We start from the raw sequence: 18720 nt of genomic DNA, 5'->3' as shown, positions 1-18720 counted from the left end.
CTATTCCTTTATCACTTTAAAGCTCTGCTCGCCCATACCAGAATCCAATTTAAGAAGATAAATACCAACAGCATAAATGTCAAAATTTAGTTGTGAAGCCATCCCTTCTTTTTTAAATAATAATCTGCCAAAAACATCATAGAGCATCGTGGTTTTTACCGACATTGCTGTTTGAGCCTCAATATTTAAAATATTTTTTACGGGATTGGGATAAACTTTAAAAGTAGCTCTCTTGTTTTCCTCAACTCCCAAAATGGTAAAATTTTCATACCACGCTATTTTATCATCGTTTTGGGAAGAAGCAATCACATCCATATCGCTGTCGTTATCTATATCTGCGGCTATAACGGAACGGGGCGACTGCACTTCGCGACTGATAATCTTTTTGGTGCTAAAGCTGCCTAGGCCATCAAAATTTTCAAACCAGACTACTTCGCCCCCAGCTGGTCCCGCACTAGTAGCTAAAATATCATTATCGCCATCATTATCAATGTCAGTAGAATAAATTGACCAAGCATTACTTAAGTCAGCTGCAATAATAATTTCTGCACCAAATTGGCCCATACCATTTAAGTTTTCAAACCACGAAATACTATTACTTGCAGGACTAACAATTAAGATATCAAAATCGCCGTCACCATCCAAGTCAATACACGCTAACCCATTAGGATAAATCGCAGTAGAAGAAATAGCCGTTTTTGTCCCAAAATTTCCCTGACCATCTAAATTTTCAAACCACGATAGCGTTATTCCATTCGTTCCGTTAGCGACAATATCTAAATCTCCATCATTATCAATATCAACTGCTACTATAACTCTACAATTGTCATTGCTCGACGAAATTATTTTTTTCGGTCCAAAATTACCTTGACCATCCAAATTTTCATACCAGGCTATAGTAGAGTCTAATCCAGAAGCTGAAACAAGATCCAAATCACCGTCACCATCTAAATCTGCAGCAATGGCTGAGAAGGCACCTTGGGCTGTTGAAGAAATAATCTGTTTCGGTCCAAAATTTCCCTGACCATCTACATTTTCGTACCATACAATTTGATTTAAAAAAGATGATGTAGCAATAACATCAAAATCTCCATCATTATCCAAATCTGCCGCAAATATAGAATTTGCCCGAGCAAAATTACCGATGATACTTTGAGGTCCAAAATTACCGTGCCCGTCCATATTTTTATACCAAGTTAAATTATCTCCGAATTTATTTGCCGACAATATATCTTTCTTTCCATCACCGTCTAAATCTGCAGAAAAAATAATTTGAGTTCCGTCTGCATTTTGTGAAATTATTCGTTGTGGGCCAAACTGAGAATTTACATTTATATTATAAAGAATAAAAATGCTTAAACATAGGTATTTCATCATTGGTGTTTAATTTAATAGAATGGCTTCTAAAAATACAAGAAAATTTGCTAAAAGTTGTATTTTCAACACCCTAAAATGCATAAATAAAATATAGTAATCATCATTCTTCGCAGCTGTGATATAGAAGGTTTTAAAAACCTTCCCAAAAAATAAAATTAACACCCAAAACATTGTCCAGCCCCCTTTTACCCTGTATTTTTGCAAACTAGCAATACACGCTTTTTAATGAAGTGTAAAATTTGTAATAATGAAGAAGTATTTGGTTCTTGGCATCCTGTTTATTCTACCCATTACGGTGTATATTTTTTTCGCAATGAGTACCAGTTATTTTAAACCTTTGCCTGTGTTAACTCCAGCAGTGGCCGAGCTGGATGGTTTTAAGGATCTTGATGGGAACTCCGTTCAACTCGAAAATAGAATATCGGTTTTAGGTTTTTTTGGAAGTAATCTGGAAGCACATAGAGCGTATGCCTATAATCTTGCCCAAAAAATATACAGCAAAAACCACGAGTTTAAAGAATTTCAATTTGTAATTCTTTTACCAGAAGGCACAGAAAAACAAGCCGAAAAAATTGAAGAAAAACTCAAGCAAATAGCACCCACAGATGCTTGGTTCTTTGCTTTTGGCACTACTGAAAATATTGAAAGGGTTTTTCATTCGCTTAATTCCAATCTGGTTTTAAACTCAGATTACGGTACTCCGTATGTTTTTATAATTGACAAAGAACGAAGCCTTCGCGGCCGAAAGGAAGATGAGGAAGCGGGTGTTATGTATGGTTTTGACGCTAGCAATATTGCCGAGATAAACAACAAAATGAGCGATGACGTAAAAGTGCTTTTGGCAGAATACCGAAGAGCTTTAAAAAAGTACAACTCAAATAGGGAAATATAACCCGCTGCCAAGAATCCAGTATATTAGCGAGAATTAACAATAAATAATATTAAAAGTGAACAAGAATTATTCATACATAGGTATTTCATTTATCATCTTAGTTTTTGGTATTTGGGCAGTTCCTAAAATTGTAAAAACAATTTCAGAGCCAGATCTTGCTACCATTGGAACAGTGCCATCTTTTAATTTTACAGATCAAAACGGAAAGGAAATTACGAACAGCACCTATAAAGATAAGGTTTATGTAGTTGAATTCTTTTTTACTACCTGCCCGTCTATTTGCCCAATTATGACCGAAAATATGATAAAAATTCAAAAGGAATTTTTCGGAAATCCAAAGGTAGGCATTGCGTCTTTTTCCATAGACCCCGAACACGACTCCGCTGCGATCTTAAAAGAATATGCCGAAAATAAAGGAATAACCAAGCCACAGTGGCATTTGTTAACGGGTGATAAAGAAAAGATTTTTAAATTGGCAAACGAAGGGTTTAACCTTTACGTAGGCGACGCTCCCGAAGTTGAAGGTGGTTTTGAGCATTCGGGCTATTTTGCACTCATTGATCAAGAGGGAAATATCCGCTCCAGAATAGACGAACACGGCAACCCAATTATTTACTACGATGGGTTGGACGAAAAGAACATTCAAATGCTAAAAGAAGATATTAAAAAACTATTGTAAGCCATGCAATCTTCTCCGCAAACCCCTAAAACTTACAATGTGTGGATATGGATACTCTCCATTGCTATTCCGGTGGCAGTGGCGGTTTTATTCACCGTAAAAATTCCGGGAGTAGAGCGTTTGGGTTTTTTACCACCCATTTACGCAAGCATTAATGCACTTACCGCAGTTATATTAATTACCGCCGTTTTTCAAATTAGAAAGGGAAATAGGAAACTGCACGAACGCCTTATGAAAACTGCGATTGTGTTTTCGGCATTATTTTTAATAATGTATATGGCGTATCATATGACCTCAGATTCAACGCCCTTTGGTGGGGAAGGTTTTATTAAATATGTATATTATTTTATACTTTTAACACATATTTTGCTGTCTATTATCGTTATCCCTTTTGTACTGATAACCTTTGTGAGGGGCGTTACAGGACAGTTTTATAAACATAGAAAAATTGCGCGAATTACATTCCCGCTTTGGTTGTATGTTGCAGTTTCCGGCGTTGTTGTTTACCTATTGATTTCGCCTTATTATTAAATAAAAAAATACAACGGGTGAATTTTTTTCACCTATAATTTTTCAGAATTTGTTTAAACATGAATACAAAAATTCTTCTCATAATATTAGTTGCCTTTCTGCTTATTGCAACTCCTGCCGAAGCTCAATGCGCCATGTGTCGCGCAGTTTTGGAAAGTGAAGAAGGCGGTCAAGCAGCAAAAGGTATTAACAACGGCATAGTTTATCTAATGATTTTTCCGTATTTGTTGGTGGCCGGTATTGGTTACGCAATTTACCGAAGCCGCAAAAAAGCCCGCGCAGAAAATACACTCTAGATTTTTAAAAGAATTTGTAACACTTTCCCACAAATTGAGTCTTATAAAAAACTGTTATTACTTTATTTTTAAGTCTTAACAAGAATTTCACATTTGGGAGAGGATTCCCTTGTAATTTGCAAATCAACAATTTTCAGAATGATAGAGATTAAAAATCTGCACAAATCGTATCACATGGGCAAAAATTCGCTTCATGTTTTAAAAGGAATAAATTTCTCGGTTTCTGAAGGCGAAATGGTTTCCATTATGGGGTCTTCCGGCTCTGGAAAATCAACCTTGCTAAATATACTTGGTATTTTAGATGAAGCAGATGAGGGAACTTACAATTTAGACGGTACGCTTATTAAAAATTTAAATGAAAAGGTAGCCGCCCGATATCGCAATAAATTTCTTGGTTTTATATTTCAATCTTTTAATCTTATAAATTATAAATCTGCCATAGAAAATGTGGCGATGCCGCTATACTATCAAGGTGTAAAACGAAATATTCGAATAGAAAAAGCTATGCATTACTTAGAAAAAGTGGGCTTGGCAGATTGGGCTTCGCACCTTCCCAACGAACTTTCTGGAGGACAAAAGCAACGAGTGGCAATTGCGCGAGCCCTTGCTAGCGACCCCAAAGTGCTATTGGCCGATGAACCTACCGGAGCTTTAGACACTAAAACGTCGTACGAGGTAATGGAACTTATTCAAGGCATTAACGACGAAGGAAAAACAATACTCATTGTAACTCACGAGGAAGATATTGCGCATATGACCAAACGTATTGTAAACTTAAAAGACGGCCTAATTATAGATGATTCGGTTGTAAATCAAGTTAGAGCAAAAAGCGAAGCATATGTTTAGTCTCGAGCGCTGGCAAGAAATTTTTGAAGCGATTCGTAAAAACAAATTGCGTACTTTTTTAACAGGGCTTTCCGTGGCTTCGGGAATTTTTATTTTGGTTATTCTTTTGGCAATTGGGCAAGGCATGTCTAATGGTGTCGCTAAGCAATTTGAAAGCGATGCAACTAATCGTATTAGTGTTTGGACAAATGTTACTTCAGTAGAATACAAAGGGATGAACCCAGGCCGCAGAATAGAAATTGACAATCGCGATTTTGATATGGCGGTTAAAAAAAACAGCGAGAAAATAGAACTTAAATCTGGAGTGTACAGCAGATGGGGGCAATTAACTACATATAAAAAGGAAAGCGGAAGTTACCGAATTGAAGGCGTTGGTGGCGATTATCAATTTCTTGAAAACGCAACCTTGGTGGCGGGTAGATATATTAACCAAATAGATATAAATGCTTTCGAAAAAAACGCCGTAATAGGAAATCAAGTTTATTTAGATCTGTTTAAAGGAAAAAATGCCATTGGCGAATACCTTGATATTACTGGAATTAAGTTTAAAGTAGTAGGAATTTACACCGATCCAGGAGGAGAGCGCGAAGAAACGCGAATCTTTATTCCATTAACAACGGCACAACGTGTTTATAACGCAGGCGATAAACTTAGATCTATTGCCTTTACCCTTCAAAAGCACGATAAATACGAAGATGCACTAGCGGCTTCTGAAGCTTTTTCGGCCTCATTAGAAGCAGATTTAAAGGCCAGACATACAATTGCACCCGGTGATACCAGAGCAGTAAACGTGAATAACACTTTAGAACGAGCTAAGCGTTTTTACGACCTTAACAATATGATCCGATGGTTTTTCTGGGGAGTGGGAATCTGTACCATCATTGCTGGTGTTGTGGGGGTAAGTAATATTATGTTAATTATTGTAAAGGAACGCACCAAAGAAATCGGAGTTCGTAAAGCAATTGGCGCCCAACCCTGGTCTATTATTGGTATGATTCTTCATGAGTCTATTTTTGTAACTGCAATTGCAGGTTTTGTTGGCTTAATTTTTAGTCTGGTACTGTTACAAATAGTGGGGCCCTTTATTGAAACGGAATACATTAGAAATCCGTCCGTAGATTTTTCGGTAGCAATTACCACCGTAATTATTCTTGTAGTGGCTGGGGCCGTAGCTGGATTCTTTCCCGCCTACCGAGCTGCAAATATTAAACCCATAGATGCTTTGCGCGATGAGTAAACTATTTAGTAGAGACAGTTGGGCCGAAATAATTGAAGCCCTTAGCAGCAATTGGTTCCGGACCGTAATGACGGCTTTTGGAGTGCTTTGGGGGATTTTTATTTTGGTGATTTTATTGGCTGCAGGTAATGGTTTGGAGAATGGTATTAAGCAAGGATTCAACGGAATGGCTACTAATTCAATGTTTATGTGGTCGCAAACTGCCTCACAACCCTATAAAGGTTTGCCTAAAGGGCGCAGATATAACTTTAAAACAGACGATATTGCTGCTATAAAACAAAATGTGCCAGGCTTGCGCTTTGTTTCGCCCAGAAATCAATTGGGAGGTTTTCGCGGAAGTAACAATGTTGTGCGCGGACTTCAAACGGGGGCATTTAATGTTTATGGCGATTATCCCGAAATAATTGAGCAACAACCCATGGACATCACTTCCGGCCGATTTATAAATTATTCAGATATAAACGAAAAACGCAAAGTGGCAATTATTGGCAGTGGTGTTCAGAGCGCATTGTACAATCCCGGAGAAGAAGTTATTGGCTCCTACCTCAAGATAAATGGTGTAAATTTTATGGTAATCGGCACCTACAAAAAGAAAGGCAATAACGGTGATCCCGAAGAAATGCAAAAGGAAATTTATGTTCCGTTTACTTCCTTCTCCCAAGCCTTTAATATGGGCGATATTGTAGGATGGATGGCTATTACTGCTCAAGATGAATTTTCTATTACCGAATTAAAATCGCAGGTTTTTGATGTTATTAAAACCCGGCACACTATAAATCCCAACGACGATCGCGCCATAGGAAATTTCGACCTTTATCAAGAATTTAGCAAGATAACGGGGCTGTTTACCGCACTTAACTTTGTTGCCTATTTTGTTGGTATTTTAGTGCTGCTTTCAGGAATTATAGGCATTAGTAACATTATGCTAATTGTTGTAAAGGAGCGAACAAAGGAAATCGGTATCCGCCGTGCACTGGGGGCAACACCGTGGAGCATTCGATCGCAAATATTATTGGAATCTATTTTCCTAACCATCGTTTCGGGTATGGCAGGCATTGTATTGGCCTCGGGTGTACTATGGCTTGTAAATTATAAATTGAATGAGATGGACACCAGCGAAATGATGTTTATTAATCCATCGGTAAATATTGGAGTTGTATTTATTGCGCTAACAATATTAATTGTATCAGGACTTTTGGCGGGTTTAATTCCGGCGCAGAACGCTATTAAAATTAAACCCGTAGAAGCATTACGTACAGAATAAAACTATTTGAAAACTGAATATTTCTTATAAAAATGAAAAAAACAAAAACCATAATCATTCTCGCAACAATTGCAGTGCTATTTACAGTTTCTATGTATTGGCTTTATTCAAAAAATATTGAAGATCCAGTTGTTTACGAAACACAAACCCCGGCAATGGGCACGGTTGTAAAAAAAACAGTAGCCACCGGAAGTATTGTACCAAAAGAAGAAGTACTTATTAAACCAAATATTTCGGGAATTATAGACGAAATATTTGTAGAAGCTGGCGAAATTGTAAAAGCTGGTGACCTTATTGCTAAAGTAAAAGTGGTACCCAATGTTTCCTCTTTAAATAGTGCCAAAAACAATATTAATAGCGTACGTACTCAAGTAGAAACTGCGCGATTAGCATTCGAAAATCAAAAAAGCATTTACAACCGTCAAAAGGAATTGTTTGAAAAAGGAGTGATTTCTGCCAATGAATTTGATAATGCCCAACTGTCTTACAATCAAGCCGAACAACGATTAAAGCAGGAGAAGGTTGGGCTTACAGCTGCCAGCCAAAATTACGATATCGTAAAAACCGGAACCACCAGTGGCATGGGTGCATCGGCAAATACCGAAATTCGGGCCACAGTATCTGGAATGGTACTCGACGTTCCCGTTAAAACCGGAAACCAAGTAATTGAGGCAAACAATTTTAACGACGGTACTACCATTGCAACCTTGGCCGACGTAGATAAAATGATTTTTGAAGGGAAAGTAGATGAAAGCGAAGTGGGCAAAATAAAAGAAGGCCTTCCGTTAGAAATAACCGTGGGTGCGCTGCCAGATAATTCATTTAATGCCCAACTGGATTACATTGCGCCAAAAGGAGTGGACGAAAATGGCGCAATCCAATTTGAAATAAAAGGGACGATGAAAAATTTAGATACCACCACTACTTTTATTCGTGCGGGGCTTAGTGCCAATGCTTCTATTATTTTGGCAAAAGCCGAAAACGTATTAACCATTAAAGAAGCACTGGTGCAATTTGATCCAAAAACCCAACAGCCTTTTGTTGAAATTTTGGTTGGCGACCAAAAATTTGAAAGACGAGATATAACATTGGGCGTAAGCGATGGAATAGACGTTGAAGTAAAAAACGGCATTTCTAAAGACGATAAAATCAAGGTATGGAACCAATTGAAACCGGCAACTGCAACTAGTAGCAGAGGCTAGCACATTTTTTTAAGTAGCGAACAAGTTTCAATTAAAAATTAAAATTCTAAAAACTTGTAACGCAACCACAAAGCAAAAGACTTATTCAATAATAGTAAAACGTATGAAGAAGCTAATAATTCCTTTCTTTTTTTTAATACTAAGTGTTTCCTTACACGCACAAACTAAAAAGTGGACCCTTCGAGAATGTGTAAATCACGCCTTGGAGAATAATATTTCGGTAAAACAGAGCGAATTAGATTTAGAAAATAGCGAGATAGATAAAATGGAAGCCATTGGTAATTTTTTACCTTCCATTAACGGAAACGCGAGTGCCTCAAAAAATACCGGTTTAAGTTTAAATCCTACAAACAACCAGCTGGAAAACACAACTTTTGGATCTGCTTCAGGATCAATTAATGTAGGATTAACGCTTTTTGACGGGCTAAGAAATGTGCGCCAATTGCAGCGATCTAAGTTATCGCAACTGGCAGCCCAATACCGTTTAGATAAAATGAAGGACGATATTGCACTTGCAGTAGCAAATTCGTATTTGCAAGTTTTATTGAATAAAGCAAATTTAGAAGTTGCTCAATCACAAAATTTAGTAACCCTGCAGCAATTAGACAGAACAAATGATTTGGTAGATGCCGGAGTGCTTCCGAGGGGAGATCTTTTAGAAATAAAGGCCACGGACGCTGGCGAAAAACAACGAATTGCCGTAGCCGAAAACACAGTAAAAATATCACTAATTAGCTTGGCACAGCTATTATTAATTAAAGATTATGCAAATTTTGACATTGCCGACGAAGAATATAATATTATAGACGGTGGCATTGCAGAAAAGGATGTTTCTGAAATTATAGCTAGCGCAAAGGAAACGCGTTCGGAAGTAAAAATAGCGCAGGAAAACGTGGCTTTGGCCCAAAAGGATTTGCAGATTTCACGCGGGGCATATTATCCAACACTTTCAGCATTTTTTGGCTACAACACCCGGTATGCAGATAACGATCCGCTGGATAGAGAATTTGTTGAACAACTGTATTTAAATGATGGTATTGGTTACGGTTTACAGTTAAATGTGCCTATATTCAACGGTTTTGCAGTTCGAAGCAGCGTAAAGAGAAACAAGATAAATCTAAAAAATACCGAGTACCAACTTGAGCAAGCACAGCTCGATTTAGAATCAAATGTTTATCAAGCATACGTAGATGCCAAAGGAGCTTTAAAAGCATATGAGGCGGCTACCGTTGCGCTTGAATCACAAGAACTCGCATATCAGTATGCCAAAGATCGTTACGATGTGGGACTTACAAATGCTTTCGACTTTAGCCAATCAAAATTGCGCTATGACAATGCTAAAATTGAAGAAAACAGAACTAAATTTGAATATATTTTTAAATTGAAGGTTTTGGAGCTATATTTTGGTGTTCCGGCGAGCGAATTAAAATTTTAAATATGAAGAAAAAAACACTCCTTTGGGTTATAATTGGCTTTGCGTTGCTAATTGTACTATTGATTGTGGGAAAAAAAGCGGGCTTGTTTGGCAAAACGGGCGATTTTAAAGAAGTTGAAATCACCCAAATTGCGCCAATAACTATTATTGAAACCGTTGCCGCTACCGGAAAAATTCAACCTGAAGTTGAAGTTGCTCTTTCTTCTGAAGTTTCGGGTGAAATTATTGAACTTCCCGTTAAGGAAGGTCAGACGGTACAAAAAGGCGATCTTTTGGTAAAGATAAACCCCGATCTTATTCAAGCGGCAGTTAGCCAATCTCAAGCTGGTTTGCAAAACGTTCGTGCTCAATTAACACAAGCAGAAGCCAGTGAGCAAAACGCAAAACAAAATTTTGAACGCAACAAAATACTTTTTGAAAAAGGGGTTATTTCTAAAGCCGAGTGGGATAAATCTGTCACCGACTACAATATGGCCAAAGCAAACTCAAAAGCGGCCTACTTTAACGTTCAGAGTGCTTCGGCAAATGTAAAACAGTCTGTAGATAATCTTGCACGAACTACTATTTATGCGCCAATGAGCGGTACTATTTCAAAACTTTCGGTAGAATTGGGCGAACGTGTGGTAGGAACTGCACAAATGGCGGGAACCGAAATTGTTCGTGTTGCAAACCTTCAAAATATGGAGGTTGAAGTTGATGTAAACGAAAACGATATTGTAAAAGTAGCCGTGGGCGACTCTACTATTGTGGAGGTAGATGCGTATTTAAAACGCGAATTTAAAGGAGTAGTTAGCGAAATTGCAAACAGTGCCGAAAGTGCATTAACCGCAGATCAGGTTACGAACTTTAAAGTAAAGGTGCGAATTTTGCCCGATTCGTATAAAAACTTAACCGAAGGAAAACCCGAGAGTTATTCGCCGTTTAGACCGGGTATGACCGCTACCGTGGATATTATTACCAATACCAAAAAAAATATTATCGGTGTGCCAATCAGCGCCATCGTAATTAAAACAGATACCACAGATACTAAAAAATCGTACCTGAGTGAAACCACAACCGCCACGGACCAAAAATTTGAAGCCGTTTACCTAAAAGAAGGCGATGAAGCCAAGTTACGCGTCGTAAAAACTGGTATCCAAGACGATTCCAATATTGAAATAATTTCTGGTTTAAAAGAAGGCGAAACAGTTATTATCGGGCCTTACAACACTGTAACAAAACAGCTTAAACAGGGCGATAAAGTAGAAGTTATCGAACCTAAAACAGATAAAAAATAAGACAATGGCTGTAATTCTTTGCCTTGAAACGGCTACCACCAATTGTTCTGTTGCTATTGCAGTTAATGGGGAGATGAAGGCTATTCGCGAAGAGAATAATAAAAAGTTTTCACACGCCGAAAAGCTTCACGTATTTATTGAAGAAGTTTTAGCAGAAGCCAAAATAGATAAAAACACATTAGACGTTATAGCCGTTAGCAAAGGACCGGGGTCATATACTGGGCTCCGAATTGGCGTTTCGGCTGCAAAAGGACTGTGCTTTGCTTTAGACATTCCGTTGCTTTCAATTTCAACATTAGAAATACTGGCGCGACAAGTAAAACAATCAGATTGCTATATAATTCCGCTATTAGATGCACGACGGATGGAAGTGTATGCCGCGGTATTTAATTCTGAAAAAAAACAAATAAGGGATATAAAGGCTGAAATTGTAAATGAAAATTCTTTTAGTGAATATTTGGAAGAGCGCAAAACCATTTTTCTCGGCGATGGCGCTACTAAGTTTAAAGAACTAACGAGCCATAAAAATGCATTTTTTTTAGAGAATAATTATCCTTCGGCTGCTGGAATGGCAAGTTTGGCAGAAGCCAAATACAAAATAAGCGACACAGAAAATGTCGCTTATTTTGAACCTTTTTATTTAAAGGAATTTATGTTGGGATAATTACAGAATTGAGTCAAAATAACTAATCGTTTTTATTAAATCGGCTTCTTTGTCTAAATCAATATCATTGTCTTTAATAAAACGTTTCATTTCGCTTTTCTTCTTATCCATCATCTTTAAAATTTTAGACTTGCTGCTTGGCATTTCTAAAAAAGCACCATTCTGAACTAAGTAGTAAGTTACGGTTTTTGGAAACGATGGCGGAGAATCTCGTTGATAGCTAGTCTTTGCTTTTTGTGGTTCTCTAAAAACCGCTTTCGTTTTCTTGTACAGGTCGTATGTTTTTCCATCGGTGAGTACATTAAAATAGCCGCCTTTTGCATTGCTTCCTTCAAAAGGAATAAAAACGTAAATATCTCTAAACATTTTCACATAAATGTCTGGAGATTTCATCAAGGCGCCATAGCTTACATCGGATGCAGATTTCTTTATTTCTATTTCATCTGCAAAGGCATTATACCGCATTGGAACGTCGTCTTTTATTAATTGATCGTCCTGAAAAATCTTTCCTTGTACAAAATTAGGGTTTGCATAAGCTTCGTCCTTAATAGATTCAAATTGTGCTTCCGTAAGTCCGAATGCCAAAGATTTTTGGTTTAAATCTATGGTACGGTCGTAAATACTGGTATAAGAGCTTTGTCGCTCCTGAGAAAATAGCGAAACCGTTAGTAGGGCAAATGCCGCTGTAAATATTAATTTTTTCATCGCATTTATTTTTTTGTTAAAATAATTATAATTCCTACAAAATTAAGAAATTATTTTTGGAGTTTTTCCAAATTGAAATGGTGAACATCACGCTGTGGAAATGGTATTGAAATACCTGCAGCTTCAAGCCTTGCTTTCCCTTCTTCCAAAATTAACCATCGGAGCGTCCAAAAATCTTCATTTTTGGCCCAATAACGCAGGCTGAGGTTTACCGAACTGTCGCCCAATTCGGCAACGACAATCATTGGGAGCTTATCTTCAATTTTAAGTACTGGTTCCTGTTCGTTCACTAAATTTAAGAGTATATCTTTTGCCAGCTTAATATCATCATCATAACCTATGCCGAAAGTTAAATTTTCTCGGCGAATGCCTTCAACTGTATAATTAATAATATTGTCGTTACTCAATTTCCCATTGGGAATAATAGCCAGCTGATTGCCAAAAGTGGTGAGTTTTGTATTAAAGATTGAAATATCCTTTACAGTTCCATCTACGCCTTGGGCACTGATAAAATCGCCAACTTTAAATGGTTTAATGAGTAAGATTAAAATACCTCCTGCAAAATTTGCAAGCGAACCCTGCAAAGCCAAGCCCACCGCTAAACCAGCTGCACCAATAATCGCAACCAACGAAGCAGATTCTACGCCAAGTTGGGTAATTACCAATACAAAGAGCACGATTTTTAATCCCCAGTTTATAAGGCTCGCAACAAAATTTTCTAAAGTGGGATCGTAATCTTTTTTGTCGAAAAACTTTCTTGTATATCTATTTATGATTTTAATTAACCACCAACCAAGTACCAACATTAAAACTGCGGCAATTACGCTTGGTAGAAAATCTATTAATTTTTGACCATATTCTTCAATATAAATATCTAAGTCACTAAATTTATCCATAAAAACTTATTCTTTTTTGTTTATTAATTCAATTGCAATTTTTGATTCTGTTACGGGTAATTTGCAAGTGTTATTCTCGCAAACGTAAATAAGGGTTTCGCCGGACACAAATCTGTTTGTGAAAAGCGGGTTGTTTTTTTCGGTTTTGGTGCCCGCTATAATACAATTTGGCAAATAGTTGGTGTTGAGCTCTGTTACTATTTTTGGTGCATCTGCGCCCACAACCACAACTTCATAAAAGCTGTTTTTAAAGTTGAGCAACAAATCTAACCAATTTGAAAATCCGCTAGGATACTGTTCTATTTCTCCGGAAACGTTTTTCAACATTTGATGCGAAATTTCAGCATAGCCCGTTTCTTCAAAATATTTTGAAAGCAGAAATAAATTTTTTGCCATTACAGAATTTGAAGCGGGAATTACATTGTCGCGGTATTCAAAATTTCGGGAAACGATGGCCGGATCTTTTTTGGATGTAAAATAAAACATGTGTTTTTCCGAATCGAAAAAGTTGTTAATTGTATATTCTGTCATTTTTTTAGACAGAAGCAACCATTTTTCATCCAGTGTTATTTGGTATAAATCTATAAATGCTTCAATAGTGAAGGCGTAATCTTCCAAAAAGCCGTTAATGCTGCTTTTTTCGTTTTTATAATTGTGAAATAATGCTCCGTTTTTTTGAAGTTGTTTATTAGCAATAAACGTTGCATTTTTTACGGCCGCATCTAAATATTTGCGAGTGCCAAATGCTTTATAAGCATCGGCATACCCTTTTAGCATTAGCGCATTCCACGAGGTTAGGGTCTTGTCATCAAGCCTAGGTTTATCTCTTTTATTGCGATAGGTAAGCAGTGTTTTTTTCCAACCTTCTTTTTTCTGCCGTAACGTTTCAGTAGTAAGATTGAATTCTTTTTCAATTTCAGCATCCGTTTTCTTCCGAATTAAAACATAGTGGTTGTTTTCCCACTTTCCGTAGCTGTTTATATTGAAATATTCCTTAAAAATATTAAAGTCGTCTTGTAATAATTCCTGCAACTCTTCCAAAGTAAAAATATAAAACGCTCCTTCCTCAAGTTTGCCGTTTTCATCTAGGCTATCGGCATCGAGCGACGAGTAAAAACCGCCTTCTTCATTGGTTAAATCTGTTGCTATAAAATTTAAGGTTTCTTCTACTACTTCTTTATAAAGTGGATTTTTTGTAATTAGAAAAGCGTTGCTGTACAGACTAACCAGTTGCGCGTTATCGTAAAGCATTTTTTCAAAATGTGGCACGTGCCATTTTTCGTCTGTACTATAGCGAGAAAAACCACCGCCAATTTGATCGTAAAGCCCTCCATAGGCCATTTTATCTAAGGTTAAGGTTACAAACTTTAGCAGTTCGGTGTCGTTTTCTACCACTGCTTTTCGTAATAGAAACTGCAAGTTATTGGGCATCATAAATTTTGGAGCGCCACTAAAACCGCCATTTTCTGTATCGAATTTCCGCGCCCACGCTGCGACGATTTTTTCAGTAGGAAAATCTTTAAAGCTTATATCTTCGGTGTTTAGATTAATTAAATCCATGCTTTTAATTCCTTCTTCCAATCGGTTAGCGTAAGCAATTAATTTTTCTGGCTCGGAGCTGTAAACTTCCTGAATTTGTTCCAAAGCATTTATCCAATCGTTTTTTCTAAAATAGGTGCCGCCCCAAACTGGGCGCCCATCGGGAAGCGTTACTACATTTAATGGCCAACCCGCACTACCTGTCATTAACTGTACGGCATTTATATAAGTTTGATCTACATCGGGTCTTTCTTCGCGATCTACTTTTATTGAGATAAAATTTTTGTTCATTACCGCTGCAACGGTGCTGTCTTCAAAACTTTCGTGTTCCATAACGTGGCACCAATGGCATGCAGCATAGCCAATACTTATAATTACAAGTTTTTTTTCTTTCTTAGCCTGCTGAAGGGCAGCCTCGTTATAAGGTTTCCAATTAACTGGATTGTGGGCGTGCTGCAATAAATACGGGCTGGATTCAGTGATTAAATCGTTGGTGAAGCTGTGTGTTTCCAAAGTATTTTTTGTTGAAGAATTACAACATATTAAAATTTGTAATGTAAAAAGTGTAATTAATAATCGCATAGTTAGGCTTCCGGAAAACAAAAATACGCTTTTGAGGTGCCAAAAGCGTATTTATTGTACATTCTTAATTATTAGTTCACTTCAAAAGTGATTTTTACATTTACGCGAAATTGGGTAATATTATCGCCGCCATCTACAACGCAACTCTGCTCGTTAACATATACTGAACGAATATTTTTCACACTTTTAGATGCTTCTTTAACTGCGTTTCTGGTGGCGTCTTCCCAGCTTTTAGGTGAGCTTGAGAGTACTTCAATAACTTTTAATACTGCCATAATTTTTAGATTTTAAATTAAAAAAATGATTAACCCTCAAAGTACAACTATTAACGGTCAATTTTCTGAAAATTAAGTTAAAAGGAATTATTGATGTGTGTTCTGAACAGTTTATCCATTAATTGCAACTACCTCGTTTATTTGATCTGGAAGCATTTGCTTTAACATAGTTTCAATGCCATTTTTCAAGGTAATGGTAGACGATGGGCAGCCGCTGCAAGCACCTTGCAAGATTACCTTAACCGTCTTGGTTTCGCTGTTAAACGATTCAAAGCGAATGTTTCCTCCGTCTTTGGCAACAGCCGGTTTTACGTACTCGTCTAAGATTGAAATTATTTCCTTTTCAAGTGCTGAATAGCTATGTGTGCTGTTTTCTGAATAGTTTTCAGATAAATCATTATTTACTGCGGGATTTGCAGTGGCTGCGGTTTCTTCGTTTAAAACTGGTTTCCCTTCGTAGAGGTAAACTCTAATAAAGTCGCGCATTTCTGAAACAATGTCTTGCCACTCAACCATATTGTATTTCATTACTGAAATATAATTGCCGCTAATAAAAACTTCTTTTACAAAAGGGAAGTTAAATAACGATTTTGCCAAGGGCGAATTTGCAGCTTCGTCTATGTTTTTAAACTCTAAAATTTCAGATGATAAAGATTTATTTGCTACAAATTTCATTACCGAAGGATTTGGAGTGCTTTCGGCGTAGATTGTAACGGCAGCTTTTTTGGGAGTGCTATCTTCAACAATTACTGATTTTCCCGTATTGAGGTATTCCAAAATAGAGTCGGCAACCTCTTCTTGCACATCTTGCCACTCAATAATATTATATTTTTCAATTGCGACGAAATTTTGCGAAATATAAACAGTTTTTACAAAGGGCAAGTAAAATAGCTGTTGGGCCAAAGGGCTCGGTTTTGCCTCGTCTATATTTTTAAATTCGTAGCTGGTAGAGCGGGTTAAGAAGGAATTTGCAACAAATTTTATGATATTTGGATTCGAGGTTTCTGAAATATCTATGTTAAATTGGGACATTAAGCTGTTTTTTTTGCGAAAATATAAAAAGAAAAACAATGTATTCAATATATTTGGCACTGTAATACCCAGATTTATGAAAAAATTAATACTTTTCTTTACTATAATTTTTCCCGTTTTTGTTTTTTCACAACCCATTGATCTATTTCAGCAATTTAATGGGAGGTATGATTTTACAGCTGTAGGAAATACCTTAAATGAATTCCCAAACTTTCCGGATAACAATGGTAATGTTTATTGTGGGCAGTTGTTACAGAGCAGTGCCACGTTAAATCTGAATCCGGGACAAACGTTTGTTTCTGCACATCTCTATTGGGGGTCTATTGGAACTGGCGATTTTGATGTTGCTTTAAACGGAACTGCTATTTCTGCCCAGCGAATTTTTAGCCATACCTTTAACGGCAATCCATATTTTTCTGCCTATGCGGATGTAACTGCCTTGGTGGGTGCTACTGGAAACGGCACCTATACCTTTTCTGATATGGATGTGCAGGCATTGCTTCCTCAGTATTGTGGTACTAATTTTGGTGGTTGGGCTATCTATGTAATTTTTGAAGATCCATCGCTTAGATTAAATCAGATAAGTCTTTTTGATGGTTTGGAAAGTGTTTCGGCTAATAACAATAATTTAAATATAACTTTAACCAATATTGAAGTAAGTTCCGATGTTTTGTCAAAGATCGGATTTTTGGCTTGGGAAGGCGAGGAAGAAATTGCAAATGGTGAAAGTCTGTTCATAAATGGAACTTTAATTTCAAATGCTTTAAATCCTCCAACCAATGCATTTAATGGTACAAATTCTTACATAGGACCGCCAGGTAATGCCCAAAACTATAATATGGATTTGGATTTTTACGATTTAACAGGAATCGTAGCCCAAGGAGATACGAGTATTCTCATTGAATTGGAATCTCACCAAGATTTTATAATGGTGAATAATATTATCACCAGCGTAAATTCTGAATTACCAGATGCTACCATAGAAATTGATGATCTTGGCGTACTTTGTGAAAACAATGATATTGATGTTGAATATACAGTTTACAATGTAAATAGTACGAGTCCGTTACCTGCCAATGTACCTATCGCATTTTATGCCGATGCAGTATTGATTGGCCAAACCACTACAAACAACATTATACCGATAGGTGGCTCTGAAAGCGGTACTATTACACTTAATATTCCCGTTGCCACCCCGAATAACTTTAATTTAAGAGCTGTAGTTGATGATATTGGGAATGGAACTGGTATTGTTTCAGAAACCAACGAGAGTAATAATGAAGACGTTTACCCCGTTGATCTTAGTGCAGCTGGTATTTTACTTAACCCAGGCCCAGCCTGTTTGGGGAGACCGGTTATTTTAGATTCTGGGGTTACAGATCCACCATTTAATATACAGTGGTTTAGAAATAATATTGCTATTCCTGGTGCTACAAACTCAACATTGGTGGTTACTACAGATGGTATTTATAGAGTGGAAGCGGTAGATGGTATCTGTAGGGTGGATAGTAATTCAGTGGTAATTACTTTTAGACCCCAGCCCACGGCCAACCCACCTGTAGATCTCTACCAGTGCGACGATGGCACCACGGCGGGCGTTTTCAATTTAACTGACAACGACGCGAACATATTGGGGGCGCAGGACCCGGCGCAGTTCACGATAAAGTACTACCAGAGCTACCAGGACAGTTTTGACGACACCAACGAGATCCTTGGCGGGGTACATATTATAGTTCCCCCTTCGCCTCAGACGATCTATGCCCGTATCGAGGACAACAGCGGGAGCTGTTTTGACCTGACCGATTTTGAGATCTACTTCAGCCGCGCCATTGCCGGTCTGGTGCCCGCCACGGCCAGTTATTGCGATTCCGATGGCGATGGCGGGGAGTTCGTGGACCTTGCCACGGAGTTCAATTCCCTTGTCCTTGACGGCGAGCCCTCCTCGCGCTACAACATTACCTACCACGGCAGCCAGGCCGATGCGGACAACG

Annotated in this window: 18 protein-coding genes; 12 read left to right on the top strand and 6 right to left on the bottom strand. The window is 37.6% G+C overall.

Annotation, left to right across the window (positions count from 1 at the left end; genetic code table 11):
* Positions 1-1377 (bottom strand): T9SS type A sorting domain-containing protein, encoded by a 1377-nt coding sequence (locus VZD24_RS02540; RefSeq protein WP_342686945.1) that lies wholly within the window; start codon positions 1375-1377, stop codon positions 1-3.
* A 247-nt stretch (positions 1378-1624) separates the two neighbouring features.
* On the opposite strand from VZD24_RS02540, the gene VZD24_RS02535 reads away from it, so the two are divergent.
* From VZD24_RS02535 to tsaB, 11 genes are all read left to right on the top strand, one after another.
* Positions 1625-2269 carry a hypothetical protein gene (locus VZD24_RS02535; protein ID WP_342686946.1) on the top strand — a complete coding sequence of 215 codons (645 nt, stop codon included), beginning with the start codon at positions 1625-1627 and terminating at the stop codon, positions 2267-2269.
* A gap of 55 nt (positions 2270-2324) precedes the next feature.
* Positions 2325-2948 carry an SCO family protein gene (locus tag VZD24_RS02530; protein WP_342686947.1) on the top strand — a complete coding sequence of 208 codons (624 nt, stop codon included), beginning with the start codon at positions 2325-2327 and terminating at the stop codon, positions 2946-2948.
* Positions 2949-2951: 3 nt separating this feature from the next.
* The gene (locus VZD24_RS02525) at positions 2952-3479 is read left to right on the top strand and encodes a DUF420 domain-containing protein (protein ID WP_279449943.1); all 528 of its coding nucleotides are present in this window, start codon (positions 2952-2954) and stop codon (positions 3477-3479) included.
* 59 nt (positions 3480-3538) lie between these two features.
* Entirely contained in the window at positions 3539-3775 is a 237-nt protein-coding gene (locus VZD24_RS02520; RefSeq protein ID WP_279449944.1) for a CAMCR motif-containing small membrane protein, read from the top strand.
* 138 nt (positions 3776-3913) lie between these two features.
* A complete protein-coding gene (locus VZD24_RS02515; RefSeq protein WP_342686948.1) occupies positions 3914-4621 on the top strand; it encodes an ABC transporter ATP-binding protein in 708 nt (235 codons plus the stop codon).
* Positions 4614-5858: an ABC transporter permease gene (locus tag VZD24_RS02510; protein ID WP_279449946.1), complete on the top strand. Its 1245-nt coding sequence runs from the start codon at positions 4614-4616 to the stop codon at positions 5856-5858. The genes VZD24_RS02515 and VZD24_RS02510 overlap by 8 nt, the downstream gene beginning before the upstream one ends.
* Positions 5851-7122 carry an ABC transporter permease gene (locus VZD24_RS02505; protein ID WP_279449947.1) on the top strand — a complete coding sequence of 424 codons (1272 nt, stop codon included), beginning with the start codon at positions 5851-5853 and terminating at the stop codon, positions 7120-7122. Before VZD24_RS02510 ends, VZD24_RS02505 begins: the two co-directional genes overlap by 8 nt.
* A 32-nt stretch (positions 7123-7154) precedes the next feature.
* Positions 7155-8324, top strand: coding sequence for an efflux RND transporter periplasmic adaptor subunit (locus VZD24_RS02500; protein ID WP_342686949.1), 1170 nt, complete (start codon positions 7155-7157; stop codon positions 8322-8324).
* 103 nt (positions 8325-8427) lie between these two features.
* On the top strand, positions 8428-9759 hold the full coding sequence (locus tag VZD24_RS02495) for a TolC family protein (RefSeq protein ID WP_279449949.1): 1332 nt from the start codon (positions 8428-8430) through the stop codon (positions 9757-9759).
* A gap of 2 nt (positions 9760-9761) precedes the next feature.
* Positions 9762-11036 carry an efflux RND transporter periplasmic adaptor subunit gene (locus VZD24_RS02490; protein WP_342686950.1) on the top strand — a complete coding sequence of 425 codons (1275 nt, stop codon included), beginning with the start codon at positions 9762-9764 and terminating at the stop codon, positions 11034-11036.
* A 4-nt stretch (positions 11037-11040) separates the two neighbouring features.
* Entirely contained in the window at positions 11041-11700 is a 660-nt protein-coding gene (tsaB, locus tag VZD24_RS02485; RefSeq protein ID WP_342686951.1) for a tRNA (adenosine(37)-N6)-threonylcarbamoyltransferase complex dimerization subunit type 1 TsaB, read from the top strand.
* Here the strand turns inward: tsaB and VZD24_RS02480 are convergent, their stop codons facing one another.
* The 5 genes from VZD24_RS02480 to VZD24_RS02460 all read right to left on the bottom strand — a co-directional run bounded on the left by VZD24_RS02480 (position 11701) and on the right by VZD24_RS02460 (position 16729).
* Positions 11701-12405, bottom strand: a complete 705-nt coding sequence (locus VZD24_RS02480; protein ID WP_342686952.1) for a hypothetical protein — start codon at positions 12403-12405, stop codon at positions 11701-11703. It abuts the gene before it with no gap.
* 50 nt (positions 12406-12455) lie between these two features.
* A complete protein-coding gene (locus VZD24_RS02475) occupies positions 12456-13301 on the bottom strand; it encodes a mechanosensitive ion channel family protein (protein ID WP_279449953.1) in 846 nt (281 codons plus the stop codon).
* A gap of 6 nt (positions 13302-13307) precedes the next feature.
* Positions 13308-15422 carry a thioredoxin domain-containing protein gene (locus VZD24_RS02470; RefSeq protein WP_279449954.1) on the bottom strand — a complete coding sequence of 705 codons (2115 nt, stop codon included), beginning with the start codon at positions 15420-15422 and terminating at the stop codon, positions 13308-13310.
* Between the two features lie 71 nt (positions 15423-15493).
* A complete protein-coding gene (locus tag VZD24_RS02465; protein ID WP_279449955.1) occupies positions 15494-15697 on the bottom strand; it encodes a dodecin family protein in 204 nt (67 codons plus the stop codon).
* A 111-nt stretch (positions 15698-15808) separates the two neighbouring features.
* Complete coding sequence (locus VZD24_RS02460; RefSeq protein WP_342686954.1) at positions 15809-16729, bottom strand: NifU family protein; 921 nt, start codon at positions 16727-16729, stop codon at positions 15809-15811.
* Between the two features lie 76 nt (positions 16730-16805).
* Between VZD24_RS02460 and VZD24_RS02455 the strand changes: the two genes are divergently transcribed.
* Positions 16806-18720 (top strand): FIDD domain-containing protein (locus VZD24_RS02455; RefSeq protein WP_342686955.1); only part of this gene is annotated, 1915 nt, incomplete at its 3' end.

The sequence above is a fragment of the Aequorivita flava genome, from assembly GCF_038742595.1.
GTDB lineage: Bacteria > Bacteroidota > Bacteroidia > Flavobacteriales > Flavobacteriaceae > Aequorivita > Aequorivita marisscotiae.
The sequence above is the reverse complement of the archived record's forward strand: the minus strand, read 5'-3'. Positions and strand labels throughout refer to the sequence as shown.